The sequence below is a fragment of the Gilvimarinus algae genome, from assembly GCF_030518215.1.
GTDB classification, from domain to species: domain Bacteria; phylum Pseudomonadota; class Gammaproteobacteria; order Pseudomonadales; family Cellvibrionaceae; genus Gilvimarinus; species Gilvimarinus algae.
The window spans coordinates 89938-105772 of the sequence record NZ_JAULRT010000059.1; the positions used below are offsets into that span (position 1 = coordinate 89938).

Annotated in this window: 16 protein-coding genes; 7 read left to right on the plus strand and 9 right to left on the minus strand. The window is 57.1% G+C overall.

Annotated features, from left to right (window positions below):
- The first annotated feature begins 6 nt into the window (after positions 1 to 6).
- Entirely contained in the window at positions 7 to 489 is a 483-nt protein-coding gene (locus QWI16_RS11720; RefSeq protein ID WP_302713339.1) for a YajQ family cyclic di-GMP-binding protein, read from the plus strand.
- Here the strand turns inward: QWI16_RS11720 and cysZ are convergent.
- The 5 genes from cysZ to gatC are packed head-to-tail and all read right to left on the minus strand — an operon-like array spanning position 479 to position 4783.
- Positions 479 to 1231, minus strand: a complete 753-nt coding sequence (gene cysZ, locus QWI16_RS11725) for a sulfate transporter CysZ (RefSeq protein WP_302713340.1) — start codon at positions 1229 to 1231, stop codon at positions 479 to 481. The two genes, QWI16_RS11720 and cysZ, sit on opposite strands and share 11 nt — an antisense overlap.
- Positions 1232 to 1528, minus strand: a complete 297-nt coding sequence (locus QWI16_RS11730) for a PA4642 family protein (RefSeq protein WP_302713342.1) — start codon at positions 1526 to 1528, stop codon at positions 1232 to 1234.
- Complete coding sequence (gene gatB, locus QWI16_RS11735) at positions 1525 to 2988, minus strand: Asp-tRNA(Asn)/Glu-tRNA(Gln) amidotransferase subunit GatB (protein WP_302713654.1); 1464 nt, start codon at positions 2986 to 2988, stop codon at positions 1525 to 1527. Before gatB ends, QWI16_RS11730 begins: the two co-directional genes overlap by 4 nt.
- The gene (gene gatA, locus QWI16_RS11740) at positions 2989 to 4443 is read right to left on the minus strand and encodes an Asp-tRNA(Asn)/Glu-tRNA(Gln) amidotransferase subunit GatA (RefSeq protein WP_302713344.1); all 1455 of its coding nucleotides are present in this window, start codon (positions 4441 to 4443) and stop codon (positions 2989 to 2991) included.
- Between the two features lie 52 nt (positions 4444 to 4495).
- Entirely contained in the window at positions 4496 to 4783 is a 288-nt protein-coding gene (gene gatC, locus QWI16_RS11745; protein WP_302713345.1) for an Asp-tRNA(Asn)/Glu-tRNA(Gln) amidotransferase subunit GatC, read from the minus strand.
- 336 nt (positions 4784 to 5119) lie between these two features.
- Between gatC and QWI16_RS11750 the strand changes: the two genes are divergently transcribed.
- The 6 genes from QWI16_RS11750 (at position 5120) to QWI16_RS11775 (ending at position 13693) form a co-directional block, all read left to right on the plus strand.
- A complete protein-coding gene (locus QWI16_RS11750) occupies positions 5120 to 6154 on the plus strand; it encodes a rod shape-determining protein (protein ID WP_302713347.1) in 1035 nt (344 codons plus the stop codon).
- A 98-nt stretch (positions 6155 to 6252) separates the two neighbouring features.
- Positions 6253 to 7086: a rod shape-determining protein MreC gene (mreC, locus tag QWI16_RS11755; protein WP_302713656.1), complete on the plus strand. Its 834-nt coding sequence runs from the start codon at positions 6253 to 6255 to the stop codon at positions 7084 to 7086.
- Positions 7087 to 7089: 3 nt separating this feature from the next.
- Complete coding sequence (gene mreD / locus QWI16_RS11760) at positions 7090 to 7587, plus strand: rod shape-determining protein MreD (protein ID WP_302713348.1); 498 nt, start codon at positions 7090 to 7092, stop codon at positions 7585 to 7587.
- Positions 7588 to 7595: 8 nt separating this feature from the next.
- Positions 7596 to 8198: a Maf family protein gene (locus tag QWI16_RS11765; RefSeq protein WP_302713349.1), complete on the plus strand. Its 603-nt coding sequence runs from the start codon at positions 7596 to 7598 to the stop codon at positions 8196 to 8198.
- Between the two features lie 52 nt (positions 8199 to 8250).
- Positions 8251 to 9720: a ribonuclease G gene (rng, locus tag QWI16_RS11770; RefSeq protein WP_302713351.1), complete on the plus strand. Its 1470-nt coding sequence runs from the start codon at positions 8251 to 8253 to the stop codon at positions 9718 to 9720.
- A gap of 52 nt (positions 9721 to 9772) precedes the next feature.
- Positions 9773 to 13693 carry a YhdP family phospholipid transporter gene (locus QWI16_RS11775; protein ID WP_302713353.1) on the plus strand — a complete coding sequence of 1307 codons (3921 nt, stop codon included), beginning with the start codon at positions 9773 to 9775 and terminating at the stop codon, positions 13691 to 13693.
- A gap of 2 nt (positions 13694 to 13695) precedes the next feature.
- Here the strand turns inward: QWI16_RS11775 and yjgA are convergent, their stop codons facing one another.
- From yjgA to ptsN, 4 genes are read right to left on the minus strand one after another with little or no spacing between them, the layout of a single operon-like run.
- Entirely contained in the window at positions 13696 to 14205 is a 510-nt protein-coding gene (gene yjgA / locus QWI16_RS11780; RefSeq protein ID WP_302713355.1) for a ribosome biogenesis factor YjgA, read from the minus strand.
- A gap of 2 nt (positions 14206 to 14207) precedes the next feature.
- Positions 14208 to 14483 carry an HPr family phosphocarrier protein gene (locus QWI16_RS11785; protein ID WP_302713357.1) on the minus strand — a complete coding sequence of 92 codons (276 nt, stop codon included), beginning with the start codon at positions 14481 to 14483 and terminating at the stop codon, positions 14208 to 14210.
- Positions 14484 to 15362 (minus strand): RNase adapter RapZ, encoded by an 879-nt coding sequence (gene rapZ / locus QWI16_RS11790; protein ID WP_302713359.1) that lies wholly within the window; start codon positions 15360 to 15362, stop codon positions 14484 to 14486.
- Between the two features lie 21 nt (positions 15363 to 15383).
- On the minus strand, positions 15384 to 15833 hold the full coding sequence (gene ptsN, locus QWI16_RS11795; protein ID WP_302713361.1) for a PTS IIA-like nitrogen regulatory protein PtsN: 450 nt from the start codon (positions 15831 to 15833) through the stop codon (positions 15384 to 15386).
- Positions 15834 to 15835: the final 2 nt, after the last annotated feature.

Genomic DNA, 15835 nt, shown 5'->3' on the forward strand with positions numbered 1-15835 from the left:
TTATTCATGCCATCATTCGATGTAGTATCCGAGGTGGATAAGCACCAGCTGACCAATGCCGTCGATCAGGCCAGTCGGGTGATCGTCAATCGTTATGATTTTAAAGGCGTTGATGCCAGCTTTGAGCGCAAGGATTACTTGGTCACCATGACCGCCGAGGCCGAGTTTCAGCTACAGCAAATGCTGGATATTCTGCAAAGTGCGGTGCATAAAAACCAGATTGATATTGCCTGCCTGGACGTCAAGCCCTGCAGGATGAGTGGTAAGCATATGACTCAGGAAGTGGTCGTCCAAACCGGTATTGAAACCGAGCTGGCCAAGAAACTCGTCAAGATGATTAAAGATGAAAAATTTAAAGTCCAGGCGCAAATTCAGGGGGATCAACTGCGGGTAACGGGCAAGAAGCGCGATGACTTACAGGCAGTGATCGCTTTTCTCAAAAGCGCCGATGTTGGGCTGCCCCTGCAGTTTTCCAACTTCAGGGACTGACAGTGGTGGGTTGAGGGCGCAACTCCTCAACCCAGTAAACGGTAGCACCAGCGACGGCGATTGGCATTACAAAAATATTGACTATCGGAACAATGCTGCCAAGCATCACCAGGGCGCCGAACGGGTAGCTGGTAAGAGGGCGCCGTCCGAGCTTTTTGCGAAGCGCCGGGAAGGGAGTTTGGTGATTGTCGGCCGGGTAGTCCACATACTGCACCGACATACACCAGGCTGCCCATAAGCCTGATATCAATAATACCAGCAAGTTGATTCCAGGGATAAACCAGCTAAAAACAATCAGCACCAAAATCAATAAGCCGCGGGTGATAAAGTACCAGAGTTTGATCAGTTCTCGCCCCAATGTGCGGGGAATGAGCTCGCCCCAGCTCTCTGGTGGCGGCGCTGCTCCGGTTAGGTGTTGCTCGATCTTTTCTGCCAGAACGCCATAAAACGGTGCTGCAATCAGATTGGTTATGAGATTGAAGCTGTAGCCATAGACAAACAAAACCGCGATAGCGAAGATGACCCACAACACCCAGGCGAGAAATTCCAACCAGCCCGGCAACCAATCCATCATTAGCGCGAGGAAATCACTGAACAGGTGCACCAGCGCCACGGTGGTGAGCACAAAAACCAGCAGGTTGGCTACAAGGGGAACGACGATAAAACGCTTGAGCCCCGGGGCGGTAATGATATGCGCCCCGCGGCTCAAGTATTCAAGAGCCTTGGCCGGGTTGCCCTGCATTTAGTGAGCGCCGGCCTGTTCCAGCGCCGCAACATAGTCGTCTGCGTGCCGGTGCGCTTTGATTGTCTGCAGAAAGGTCTTGCCGTCCGGACCGGTGGCATTCAGGTCACGGCCTTGCTCCACAAAAAAGCGCACGAAGGTTGCAAAGTTTTCTTCCCGCATTCCCCGGTATGCCTTTTCCAGCAGGTGGTAGTCCTGATTTACGCCATCTGGCGCGGGATACAGGAAGAAACTCTTGATGCGTTCGTCATCAAACACCTCTCCCAATACTTTTTGCTTGTCTTTTTTTACGGTCATTGTTCGTCCAACTTCTTCAGTAGAATCTCGTTCACAGCTTGAGGGTTCGCCTGCCCCTTGCTCGCCTTCATGATCTGGCCGACGAAAAAGCCCAGCATTTTCGGCCGTTTTTTCTCATCGGCCGCTTTATAATTGTCCACTTGGCTCTGGTTGTTGGCGATAACCTCATCCACCATTTTTTCCAAAGCCCCGGTGTCTGATACCTGCTGCAAGCCGCGTTTGTCGATGATCTGATCAGCGGAGCCTTCGCCTTCGGTCATGGCCTCAAAGACTTGCTTGGCAATTTTCCCGGAGATGGTGCCGTCTTTGATGCGGCTGATCAGCCCGGCCAGGTGTTCGGCGCTCACTTTGCAGTCGGCTAGTGTTTGCTCGCTTTTGTTGAGGTGCGCGGCCAAGTCTACCATCACCCAGTTGGCTGCCAGCTTTGGTTCGCCGGAGGTTTTGGCGACGGTTTCGTAGAAATCCGCCGTGGCCCGATCGGCGGTCAATACGGCCGCATCGTAGCTTGAGAGCTGATATTCGCTGACAAACCGATCGCGCTTGGCATCCGGCAGTTCGGGCAGTGACTGTCTGATCTGCTCAATGTAGTCGTCGTCCAGGATCACCGGCAGCAGGTCCGGGCAGGGGAAGTAGCGATAGTCGTTGGCCACTTCTTTACTGCGCATTGAGCGGGTTTCGTTTTTCTCTGAGTCGTAGAGACGGGTTTCCTGTACGACCTTGCCGCCATCCTCAATCAGGTCAATTTGGCGCTCTGCCTCGACTTTAATGGCTTTTTCGACAAACTTAAACGAGTTGATGTTCTTGATTTCGCAGCGTGTGCCGAGGGTTTCATCGCCCTTCAGGCGCACCGACACATTGGCGTCGCAGCGCATGGAGCCCTGCGACATTTCGCCGTCGGAAATGCCGAGGTAGGTAATGATGGAGTGAATTTTCTTTAAATAGGCCACCGCCTCTTCGGCTGAGCGCATATCCGGTTCGGAGACAATTTCAATCAGAGGCGTCCCTGCGCGGTTCAAGTCAATGCCGCTCATGCCGTGATAGTCTTCGTGCAGCGACTTGCCGGCGTCCTCTTCCAGGTGCGCATGATGCAAGCGGATAGACTTGCGCTCGCCGTTACCCAGCTCAATCTCTATCACCCCTGAGCCAACAATGGGCTCAGCAAGCTGAGTGGTCTGGTAGCCTTTGGGCAGGTCGGGGTAAAAATAGTTTTTACGCTCGAACACTGAACGCTTGCCGATCTCGGCGTTCATCGCCAGGCCGAACATAACGGCAAAGCGGAAAGCCTCTTCGTTGGCCACGGGCAAGGTTCCGGGCATGGCCAGGTCAATGGCGCAGGCCTGGGTATTTGGCGAGGCGCCAAAGGCGGTGCTGGCACCGGAAAATATTTTCGATCGAGTGGCGAGCTGTACGTGAATTTCCAGCCCGATAACGGTTTCCCATTCCATGTTCGCTACCTCTATTTACGCTGTTTCCGGGGCCAGCTGCTGATGAAAGTCAGTGGCGAGCTGGAATTGATGGGCGGCATTCAACAGTCTACTTTCGGCGAAGTAATTGCCAATCAGTTGCAGGCCCACGGGTTTGTTGTCGACCAGGCCGCAGGGAATGGAGAGTCCAGGCAAGCCGGCCAGGTTGGTGGCGATGGTGTAGATGTCTTCCAGGTACATGGCCACGGGGTCGTCGCCTTTGGCGCCAAACTCAAACGCTGGATTGGGAGCGGTCGGGCCGACAATCACGTCGACGTCTTTGAAGGCCTCGACAAAGTCCTGTTTGATCAGGCGACGCACTTGCTGAGCCTTGTTGTAGTAAGCGTCGTAGTAACCCGCTGACAAAGCGTAGGTGCCAACCAGTATGCGGCGTTTTACCTCGTCGCCGAAAGCTTCGCCGCGCGAGCGCTTGTAGAGGTCGGCAAGGTCTTTCGGTTCGGCGCAACGGTAGCCGTAACGTACGCCATCAAAGCGTGACAGGTTGGCCGAACACTCGGCTGGTGCGATCACATAGTAGGCTGGCACCGCCAGGTGAGTATGAGGCAGGCTGATGGCTTTCACCTTGGCGCCGAGTGATTCATACACCTTGATAGCGGCCTGCACCCGCTCGGCCGTCTGCGGGTTGAGTCCTTCGCCGAAATACTCTTCGGGAATGCCGAGGGTGAGTCCGTCAAGTTTGTCGCCCAGTGGCGCTGTGTAGTCTTCCAGAGGCTGATCAACACAGGTTGAGTCCTTGGCATCAAAGCTTGCCATGGCGTTGAGCATTATGGCGGCGTCTTCGGCGGTGTGGGTGAGCGTGCCCGCCTGGTCGAGGCTTGAGGCAAAGGCAATCATACCCCAGCGCGAGACCCTGCCGTAGGTGGGTTTGATTCCTGTCAGCCCGCACAGTGCCGCCGGTTGGCGAATCGAGCCGCCAGTATCGCTGGCGGTGGCGGCCGGCGCCAATAGAGCGGCTACCGCCGCGGCTGAGCCGCCGGAGGAGCCGCCGGGCACGCACTGGGTGTTCCACGGGTTCTTTACCGGACCGTAGTAGCTGGTCTCGTTCGACGAGCCCATAGCGAATTCGTCCATGTTGGTTTTGCCCAGCATGACCGCGCCAGCACGTTGGTAATTCTCGACGATGGTGGCGTCGTATGGGGCAATAAAGTTATCCAGCATTTTTGAGCCACAGCTGGTGCGGACACCCAGGGTACAGAATATGTCTTTGTGGGCAATGGGAATGCCGCAAAGGGGTGAAGCGTCGCCTGCCGCCAGACGTTGGTCGGCCGCCTCGGCCTGCGCGAGGGCGATATCATCGGTGACGGTGACGAAGCTGTTGTACTTACTGTCCAGTGAGTTGATCCGGTCTAGATAGTGACGGGTCAGTTCAACACTGGAAAAAGCTTTACTGCGCAACCCCGAGACGAGCTGGGCAATGGTTTTGGTATGCATGAACAGTATCCTTGGTAGGAGGGCTGTAAAAGTAGCTCAGGTGTCGCCGGGCCTATTCGACCACTCGCGGAACCAGATATAGACCGTCTTCAATGGCCGGTGCCATGGCTTGCAGGGAACTGCGCTGGTCGGTTTCTGTGACTTCATCGGCGCGCAACCGCTGTACCGCGTCCAGAGGGTGCGCCATGGGAGTTACGCCAGAGGTATCCGCTGCCTGCAGCTGGCCGACCAGCTCCAGTACCTGAGATATGCTTTGCGCCGCAGCGCTGGCCGCCTCTGGGGAAATCTCCAGCCTGGCCAACTCTGCCAGTTTTTCAATGTCTGATTGATCTACCGCCATGGGTCTCGCTCCAATATTACCTTTGGCCCTGGTGGGCAAAAGCGCGATTTTAAGGGGAATAAGGCAAGTGCACAGCACAAAAGGTGCAAAAATGCCGATATTGCCTGAAAAGGCGCTAAAGTTATCACATTTGCGCCTTGCCCTAAATCCCTGCCATTGATAGAGTGCCAGCATTGCCGAGAGGTCTGTGGTTAGCGACTCTAAACCCTGGCGCAGACGGTTAGGCTCAAGAATTCATAAGGCCCGCTTGAGACGGGCTTGCGAAACAGAACAGTCGGCTCGGGTTTCCCTCTTGGGTGACTCGAGCACTCTTAGTATCTAAGGCCAGCAACACACATGTTTAAATATCTTCGCGGCGCTTTTTCCAACGACCTTTCCATTGACCTGGGTACAGCAAATACACTGATTTACGTGCGCGGCCGGGGCATTGTGCTCGACGAGCCGTCGGTGGTCGCCATTCGCCATCACAACGGGCAAAAAATTGTCGAGGCCGTCGGTACTGAGGCGAAGCGCATGCTGGGGCGGACCCCCGGCAATATTACCGCCATTCGCCCCCTTAAAGACGGTGTAATCGCCGATTTTCAGGTTACTGAAAAGATGCTTCAGCATTTTATTCGCAAGGTTCATGAGAACAGCTGGTTTGCCCCTAGCCCCCGGGTACTGATCAGCGTCCCCTGCCTGTCCACAGAAGTGGAAAAGCGGGCCATTCGTGAGTCAGCGCTCGGCGCCGGTGCGCTGGAGGTCAGATTGATAGAGGAGCCCATGGCGGCGGCCATAGGTGCCGGCTTGAAAGTCGCGGAAGCCAGTGGCTCCATGGTGGTGGATATCGGCGGTGGGACCACCGAAATCGCCGTTATCAGCCTCAACGGTGTGGTCTATTCCGATTCCGTTCGCATTGGTGGGGATCGTTTTGACGAGGCTATTGTCAATTATGTACGTCGGCACTACGGCAGTATTATTGGCGATGCCACGGCTGAGCGCATCAAGCAGGAGGTGGGCTGTGCCTACGCCAGCTCTGAGGTGCGCGAAATTGACGTTCGGGGCCGCAACCTCGCCGAGGGTGTTCCGCGCAGCTTTACTCTGAACAGTGATGAGGTGCTCGAAGCGCTGCAGGAGCCCCTGGCAGGTATCGTTCAGGCGGTGAAAAGTGCGCTGGAGCAGTCTCCCCCGGAGCTGGCTTCGGATATTGCTGAAAGCGGTGTGGTGCTGACCGGTGGCGGCGCCCTGCTTAGGGATATCGATCGGCTGCTGGCGAACGAGACAGGTTTGCCTTTTGTCGTGGCTGAAGACCCCCTGACGTGCGTTGCGCGCGGCGGCGGCATTGCCATGGAAATGAACGACAAGCGAAATATTGACCTATTGTCCTCCTGAGGCCCCCCCGGCCTGTCAGCGTGCCGGGTTGAGTAAGATCGAGTCCGCCGGCGCTGGGGCCTGCGGACCACTTTGCCGGTTACGTCGGAGCAAGAGCCATTAAAACGCTTTTTACCAAAGGCCCCGCCGTCAGTTCTCGCTTTGCTCTGTTCAGCCTGATAGCGCTGTCACTGGTGTTGATGTCCCTTTATACCGACTGGTTGGATGAACCCCGCCGACAGTTGAGCGCTGTTGCCAAACCCCTTTATCAAGTCACTGATTGGCCCCGCCGCATCAACGAGTGGCGCGAGGAGACGTTCGTCTCCCGAGCGACCCTGCTGCAGGAAAAGCAGCGGCTTGAGTCCGAGTTGTTGATTCACCAGCGTAAGTTGCAACAAATGGCGGCACTGGCGGCGGAAAATGTGCGCCTGCGGCAACTGCTGAATGCTACCGAGTTGCTGGAAGATGACGTTCTGGTGGCCGAGTTGATAGGGGTGTCGCCAAATCCACTGAGCCACACCTTGGTGCTTAATCGCGGTAGCGATGACGGTGTCTATGAAGGCCAGCCGGTATTGGATGCCAAGGGTCTTATGGGCCAGGTAATTGAAGTCAGCTCTGCCAGTGCCCGGGTGCTCTTGCTGACCGACCCCTCTCACGCACTGCCTGTGCAGGTTAATCGCAATGGCGTCAGAACCATCGCTGAGGGCACGGGTGATCTCTCGCGCCTTAAGCTCAGACATGTGTCCAATACCACGGACATACGTGAAGGCGACTTGCTGGTCAGCTCCGGGCTTGGCCAGCGTTTTCCCTCGGGCTATCCGGTGGCGGTTGTGGAGCAGATTATTCGCGACCCGGGGCAGCCGTTTGCGGAAATCATCGCACGGCCGATGGCGCAAATGGACCGGGCCCGCAACGTTCTTCTGGTGTTCGATTCGCCGCTGGCAGGGCGTTGACAGATGGGGGGTGACCGGCCTGTCACATACGCGTTGGTGCTGGCGACAATCCTGCTGGCCACGCTACTTGATATCTACCCGCTAGAATTCGAGCATCAGATCTTCCGTCCCCAATTTGTGCTTTTGGTGGCCATTTACTGGATTTATGTGCTACCTCAGAGTACCAGCATGACGCTGTTACTCATTCTCGGGCTGCTGCAAGACGTTATTGTGGGCACGCCGCTGGGCCAACATCCGCTTATGCTGACACTGGTGGGTTATCTCTGCCTGCGCTCCTACCGTCGAATGCGCCATTTTGCCCGCTGGCAGGAAGCGTTGTGGGTGTTCGTCCTTGTCGTGCTGGCCCAGCTGGTGGCCTACTGGGTGCAATCGCTTGCCGGCAGGGAGTTTGCCGGGCTCGAATTTATGATGCCGGCTCTGGCCAGCGCCAGTGTCTGGCCCATGCTGGCGTTGATTCTCGATGCGGTTCGTCGGCGTTATCGTATATCGCGGCAGATATAGGAGCCAATATGAATTCCAGCCAGGTCACACCACCCCCTCTGTATTTGGCCTCCGGCTCTCCCAGGCGCCGGGAACTGCTCAGTCAGATAGGCGTGCGGTTTGAAGTGCTTAGGGTGGACGTGCCCGAGGTACGCGCCGCCGCTGAAACGCCTGAGTCCTACGTCCAGCGACTGGCTCTGGATAAGGCGCGCGCGGGCCGTGCGCGGCTAGCCGGTCAGCCGGGGGTGGTACTCGGTGCCGATACCCTGGGCGTGCTCGACGGTGAAGTGTTGGAAAAGCCGCATCATCGCGACGATGCCCACCGCATGTTGAGTGCCATGTCCGGGCGGGAGCACACGGTGCTGACTGCCGTCGCACTTACCGATGGGCGTCTCGAAGCTCAGGCTGTGGTTGAAACTCGAGTTAGGTTCCGTACTCTGGACGCTGGCGAAATAAACCGCTATTGGGATACCGGAGAGCCGGTCGATAAAGCGGGGAGTTATGCCATTCAAGGTCTGGGCGCCGTATTTGTCAGCCGTATTCAGGGCAGTTATTCTGCGGTCGTCGGTCTGCCGCTGGAGACGACAGCGCAGCTGCTGTCGCAGTACAATATCCCGGTGTGGCAGGTATGAGCGAGTGTCAACAGGCCCGAATCCGGTGATCCCGAGTTAAGAGAGCGTGGCGGTGAGCGAAGAAATTTTGATCAATGTGTCGCCGGTAGAGACCCGGGTGGCCCTCGTGGACAATGGCGTCTTGCAGGAGCTTCACGTCGAACGTATTCACCGCAAAGGCTTTGTCGGCAATATCTATAAGGGCAAGGTTGTGAGAGTGCTGCCGGGTATGCAGGCGGCGTTTGTCGATATTGGTCTAGAGCGAACGGGCTTTATCCATGCTCAGGAACTGACCCCGGAGCTGGTGGAGGGCGAGCCAAGACGCACAGAGCTTCCCGACATTCGCACACTGGTGCGCGAGGGGCAGACCCTTTTGGTACAAGTCAGCAAAGACCCCATCAGCACGAAAGGTGCGAGGCTTACCACCCACATCACTCTTTCTTCCCGGTATCTGGTGTACATGCCCAACAGCCCTCATATTGGGGTGTCCATTCGTATTGATGACGACAAAGAGCGCGAGCGCCTGCGCACAGCGGTGGAGTCCTCTGTCAAAGAGGGAGGTGGCCGTGGCGGGTTTATTGTCCGCACTGTCGCCGAGGGCATCGAAGAAGACGCTGTGGTGGCCGACATTCCCTTTTTGCAAAAGCTCTGGCAAGACCTTAACGATAAGCTCTCCGCTGTGGAGGCGCCGGCGGTTATCTACGAGGATATGCCGCTGACTCTGCGCTCGCTGCGCGATCTGGCGCGATCTCCGATTGAAAAAATCCGCGTCGACTCACGTCAGAGTTGGTCGCAGATGCGCGAGTTTGCCAACGAGTATTGCCCTCAGCTGATCAATATTATCGAATGCTACCAGGGAGAGCGGCCGCTGCTTGATCTCTATGGTGTGGAGGACGAGATTGCCAAAGCGCTCGATACTCGTGTCGCGCTCAAATCGAGTGGCTATCTGATTATCGAACAGACCGAGGCCATGACCACCATCGATGTCAACACCGGTGCCTTTGTCGGGCGTCGCAATCTTGAAGAGACAATTTTCAAAACCAATATGGAGGCGGCGGGGGCGATCGCCCGGCAGCTTCGGGTGCGCAATATTGGTGGCATTATTGTTCTCGACTTTATCGATATGCAGGACCCAGAACATCAGCGCCAGGTGCTGCGCACCCTAGAAAAGGCGCTGGAGAAAGATCACGCCAAAACCAAAATTACCGGTGTGTCTGAGTTGGGTCTGGTGGAAATGACGCGTAAGCGCACCCGAGAATCGCTGGGTCAGATGCTCTGCGAGACCTGTCCTGTATGCCGCGGCCGGGGCGAAGTGAAGTCGGCTGAAACCGTTTGCTATGAAGTCTTTCGCGAAATTTTGCGCGAAGCCCGGGCCTACGATAACGAAAAGTTTTTGGTGTTGGCCGCCTCGGTGGTGGTTGACCGTCTGCTCGATGAAGAGGCCGCCTATGTGGCCGATCTAGAGGCTTTTATAGGCCGTACCATCGAATTTCAGGTTGAACCTCTGTTCAATCAGGAGCAGTACGACATTGTCTTGGTGTGACGTCTTTTCTACTGCTCACTTTTGCTTGAGCGAATGCGCGGGGAGCTGATTGATGCGGCGGCTGCTCCGGACTCTTCTGAGAACCTTCTATCTAACTCTTGCCTTTGCGGTCATTCTGCTAGCGGTGGTTGTGCAACTCGGCCGCAGCTTTACCTATTTGGTGTCCGACTATAACGAACAGCTTGCAGCACTGTTGTCCGAGCAGACGGGCACACGGGTCGCACTGGGCGCCCTAGAGGGGCACTGGGACGGTTTGCAGCCACTGCTCGATGTCGACGATATTGCTGTGTACGGCGAGCAGGGCGAGTTGCTCATTGCTCTGAAGCACGCTCGCCTAAGGCTTGATTTGCTGTCCAGCGCCATTGCCTTTACGCCAGTGTGGAGTAATGTCACCTTGAACGGTGGCAGCATGAGCCTGATTGAGGACGAGACGGGCCGCTGGCGCATTCGCGGGGCCAACACTGGCGATGAGGCCATGGCGCCGCAGATGCAGGAGAAGCTGGTGGACATTCTCCTGGCGGCCCGTCGTATCGGCTTCGAGCGCACTCAGCTCGATGTGCGGTTCCAAAGCGGTGAGCGCCTGAGTCTCGAGTCGCCCAGTTTGCTGTTGGAAAATCGCGGCGACTTCCATCGTCTGCTGCTGCACTTGGATGTGGAAGAACGCCCCAATGCGCTCTTCTTGCTGCTGGAGTCCAATGGCGATCCGCGTCTGGCTCGCAGTGAGATAGACGGGTATCTGCAGCTTCGAAAACTCCCCTTTAGTCAAACCACCTTTGCTGAATCTTCGGTGCAGGGCGCGGTGGATGCCAGTATCTGGTTGCATAAACCCCGCGGCGGTGAGCCTTACCAGTTGAGCGGAGAGCTGGCTCTGACTGATCTTAGCCTGCCTTCGCCGGCAGGGCGTCTTAATGTGGATCAGCTGCGCGCCGAGCTCTCCGGCACGCTCAGTGGGTCGCAGCACTGGCAGATTGGCACAGACTCTTTGTTTGTCGCGCTCAAGGGGCGTTCTCGCGGTGGGTTGAGCCTATCTATTGAGCGCGATGGCTCTGAGGCTCCGATGATCGCGCGTATGGCTCAACTGGATCTCGCCTGGCTCAGCGACTGGCTGCTCGGCGCCGGCGTGTTTGCCGAAGGAGGGCGCCTAGAGGCCCTGGTACAAGACCTAAACGCGCGCGGGGCGCTGACTCATGTGGCCGTGTCGTTCCCCCCTGCGGAACCTCGTGCGTGGGAGCTGCGGGCGCAGATCGCCGATGTGAGCCTGGACAGCTGGAATCGGGCGCCTGCGTTTGAGCATATTCATGGCTATCTGCAAGTGGGAGCGACACAAGGGCAGGTGCAGATTGATCGTCAGGGGCCCTTCGCAATGATTGTCGAAGAGGTCTACGATCAGCCCCTGAACTTTGACAGTGCCAGCGGGCAGGTGGCTTGGCTGTTGCGCCCGGAAGACAATCAGGTGGATGTTTATTCCGGGCCGCTGACGTTGAGCGACGGTGCCGAGCGCGCCCGCGGGCAGTTTCATCTGTCGCTTCCGTTTGAGCGCAACACCGGCTCCATTGATCTGACCATCGCGCTGGCGGCAATGGATGTGAGGGCAACTCAGTATCGCAAGTACCTGCCAGCTATAGTCCCTGAGTCACTGCGCGAGTATCTCGATCGCGGTATCGGCAGTGACAATCCGGGGCGGGCCACGCGCGGCAGCTTTGTCTATCGCGGTTCACTCAACGATCAAAGCGCACTGGCGCGCAGCGTCGGGCTGGATCTTACCGTGACCGATGGTTCGTTTATTTATCACGATAACTGGCCTCGGGTGCACGACCTGCAGGGACGACTCGTTATTGATGATGGCGATGTGCACGGGCGTTTGCGCCAGGGGCGCGTATACAACAGCCGCGTTTACGATGCCAGGATTGCGATGACAGACAATCCGAGTGACGAGGGACGTCTGCTCGAAGTGGCGGGGCTGGTCGATGGCATCGCCAGCGACGGGTTGCGGATATTGCGCCAGAGCGTCCTGCGCCAATACGTGGGCAGCCATATGGACAGCTGGTACCTGCACGGTGAGTTGTCTGCTGCGATTGATCTGGCGATTCCGCTAACGGAAGGTAGTCGTGGCGGCCATCAAAAGCTGGCGTTCGATATCGATGCCGAAACCTTTGCTTTGGATAACTTTCGGCTGGAGCTCGCTGATTTCAGCGGTCGTGTGACCTATGACAATACCAGCGGTATTCGCTCAGAGAAATTACGCGCGAGTATGTTTGGTCATCCGACGACTATTGCCCTCAGCTCAAAACAAGGGGCTGATCAAGAAAACATCACAGTGATTGATGTAAGGGCGCAGGCCAGTGCCGAGCAGCTCGCGATCTGGAGCCGCCAGCCGGCACTGCTGTTCGCTCAGGGTGAGTTGCCACTGGATGTCCATGTCGAGCTCAATCATACCTCCTCGGCTGGGAAGGGTGCCTCGTCGGACCGGCGAGTGGCCGCCGTGGCCGTCAACGCGGATTTGGCGGATGTGGCGGTGGATTTGCCCGAGCCGCTGGGCAAGGTGGCCGGAGAGTCCGGGGTGCTGGCTGCCAATTACATCCTCGGGGCGCAGACCGCCCTGGTGGATGTCCATTATTTGGATGAGTTGCGCGCGCTATTGCACCTTAAGGGGGGCAGCGGCGAATTGCTCAACGGCTCGCTAAGCCTTGGCGGTGAACCTGAGTTGACTCTGGCTCCGGAGTTCCATATTGCCGGTGAGCTGGAGTACCTGCAGCCAGAGCGCTGGTTGGATGTCATAGACCGCTATCGGCAGCAGCACGAGTCCCTTGGCAGTGACGGCGAAGCCGCGGGGCTCGGCGGCGGGCAGCTCGACGTCCCTCTGAGCGTGGATCTTGTGCTCGCGCGCCAGCCATTGGGGCCGATGGCGCTGACCAATTTGCGTCTGCGGGCGCGCCAACTCGAAGGTGGCTGGGACTTTTTGTTCAACAATCAAGCCGTGTCCGGCGAACTTTTCTGGCCTGCTGACAGCGCTGAACCTTTGCGCCTGTCTCTCGCTGAGCTGGATATACCCGAGTCTTTGTTGCCGGTTGAGAACGCCGATGAGCAGATAGGCGGCGATTTTGATGCCAGCCGCCTGGCGGGCTGGCGCGCCGCTGATGTGACCATCGAGAGTTTAAAGCTCGCTGGCGGCGATTATGGTCGCTGGGCGTTTGCCTTCCGTCCCGCGGCCGATCGCCTGCAACTGGCCGACATCATTGGTGATATTCGCGGCCTGCGAGTGGCCGGGCAGGGCGAAGCGCCCGGCGCGAATTTGACCTGGTTGTTGAGCGACATCAATCGCACCGCCTTCAGTGGCGAGGTCACTACCGATGATATGGCTAAAGTGCTCAGGCTTTGGCAGGCCCCGCCTAACATTGAGAGTGATTCGGCCGAGTATCAGCTGGATCTCAGTTGGCCCGGCAGTCCTCTGGAGTTTGACTTGGTGACTCTTTCCGGGGTGATGGATACCCGGCTCGGTCGGGGGCGGTTTATTCGCGACGGTTCGGGTGCTGGGGAAGGCCTGTTGCGTTTAATGGGGTTGTTTAATTTCGACTCTTTAGCGCGGCGGTTGCGGCTGGATTTTTCCGACTTATACAAAAGCGGGCTAACCTTCGATAGCATAACCGGCACACTGGTTTTTGATGAGGGGAGCCTGCACATTAAAAACCCGATTCAAATGCGCAGCCCCTCAAGCCGTATGCAATTGACAGGTTCCGTCGACTTGGTGGAGCAAACGCTGGATACACAGCTGGTGGCTACCTTGCCCATGGCGGGTAATTTGACGGTGATTGCCGCGTTGGCGGCCGGGCTGCCCGCCGCCGCCGGCGTCTTTGTCATCAGTAAACTGTTTGAAGAGCAAATGAACAAGGCCACTAGTGTTAGCTACCGGATCAGTGGGGATTGGGATGATCCGGTCAGCGAGTTTCAAAGCGCCGCAGAGGCCGGCGACTAAACTCAGTCGCGAGCGGCCAAGGTGTCTCGAAGGTAGCGAAACAGTTTGCGGGCGTGAGCGGGGGCTTTTTGTTGTGATTGCTCTTTTTGCGCCAGGCGGACAAGCTGTCTCAAGTGCTGAATATCCACCTCGGGGTACTGGCTGATAAACTCTGACAAGGCATCATTGTCGCTGAGCAGCCGATCGCGCCACTGCTCAATCAGATGTTGGCGCTGCACGCTGAGGGTGCCGGCGGACTTAATAGCATCGATGTCCGCTGCGACACGCTCTCCATCGACATTGCGCATCAGCTTGCCGATAAATTGCAGGTGCCGTCTCTTAGCCTCATTCTGTCGGATGCGCTGCATTTCTCTGACTGCGGTCAACACCTCTTCCGGCAGCTCGATGCTGGCCAGCTGGGATTCCTTGAGCTCGGTCAGTTGTCGGCCGAGCTCTTGCAGGGCGTGCATCTCGCGCTTGCGTTGGGTTTTACTCGGGCCCAGATGTTCTTCGTCGTCGTAATAGTCGTTCATTTTCAGTCTTCTTCGCTCTCTTCAAAACCGGACTCGATCAGGGCGCAAACCGCGTCCAGTGCCGCCTCGGAATCTTCGCCGTTGGTGTAGACGCAAATTTCGGTACCGAGGCCGGCGGCGAGCATCATCAGTGCCATCATGCTGGCACAGTCAGCACTTTTCTCCGGCAGGCGCAGCTCAACGGCGCAGTTGTACTCGCGCGTTAAGGCCACCAGCTTGGCGGCTGAGCGCGCGTGTAGCCCCTTGCGATTGACAATGGTAACCGTTCTTTCGGGCATTTAATGGTGCTCGGTATGATCCTGATTCAGTTCGCGGTGACGTACCTGAACATTGTCCAGTTCTTGACTAAAGTGGCTCTGTAGTTTTTCGCACAAGTAGACAGAGCGGTGTTGGCCGCCCGTGCAACCGATGGCAATGGTTATGTAACTGCGATTGTTGGCCTGGTAGTGCTTCCACCAGCGTCCCAGAAAACCTTTAATATCTTCGTACATTTCCTGTACGAGCTTTTCGGCATCGAGAAAATCGATAACATCTCTGTCCAGACCTGTCTGCGTTCGCAAATGGTGCTCCCAGTGCGGGTTAGGCAGGCAGCGGGCGTCAAATACCAAATCGGCGTTACTGGGCGGACCATGCTTAAAGCCGAAGGATTCGAAGAGCACAGCCATACCGTCGGCGTGGGGCTCGGCCACTCTGGACTTAATCAGTTCGCGTAGCTGGTGGAGGTTTAGCGCTGTGGTGTCGATCACCAGGTCGGCACTGTCGCGCATGGGTTCGAGCAGCTGGTGCTCGGTATTAATCGCTTCGGTCAGGTGCCGATGTTTATCGCTTAAAGGATGTTTGCGGCGCGTCTCGCTAAAGCGCTGGACAATTTTTTTGGTGTCTGCGTCGAGAAACAGCACGGTGAAAGGCAGGTGGGCGTCTTTCAATGTGCCGATCATGGACGGGAAAATCCCCAAGTCCTGCCAAGCATCGCGAATATCAATGCCTATGGCAAAGTTTTGGTTCTCGGCATCTTTGTGAATTTGGATCTGGGCGATCAGTGACGGTAGGAGGCTAACCGGTAAGTTGTCGATGCAGTTGTAACCCGCATCTTCCAGAGCGTTGAGCGCGGTACTCTTTCCCGACCCGGAGAGGCCGCTGACAATCACTAAATGCATAGGTGACTTTCCCGGTCAGTGTCAGTGATCGATGGCTGTCTGGTAGAGCACCGCGGCCGTATCGGCGCTGCGCAGCGCCTGACGAAATCCGTCGTCGTTAAGTGCACTGGCAAGCGATGCCAGGGTCTGCAAGTGCTCATCGTTGGCTTGCTCTGGCACCAGCATGGCAAAAAGTACGTCCACCGGCTCCCCGTCGACCGCATCGAAATCAATGGGCTCTTTGAGGGTGATCAGTGCCCCCAGAGTGGCGGCGCAGCCGGGAATGCGACAGTGGGGAATGGCCACGCCGTGACCAATGCCGGTGGAGCCCAGTCGCTCGCGGGCAATCAGACGACGGAAAATGTCGTCCGCATCCAGTCCCTGCTCCTGCTCAGCAATGGTGTTGGCAAGAATTTCCAGAGCCCGCTTTTTACTGACCCCTTCAATATGGCTCAGTGTTCTTTGGGGCGCGAGTATTTGCTCAATGTGCATGG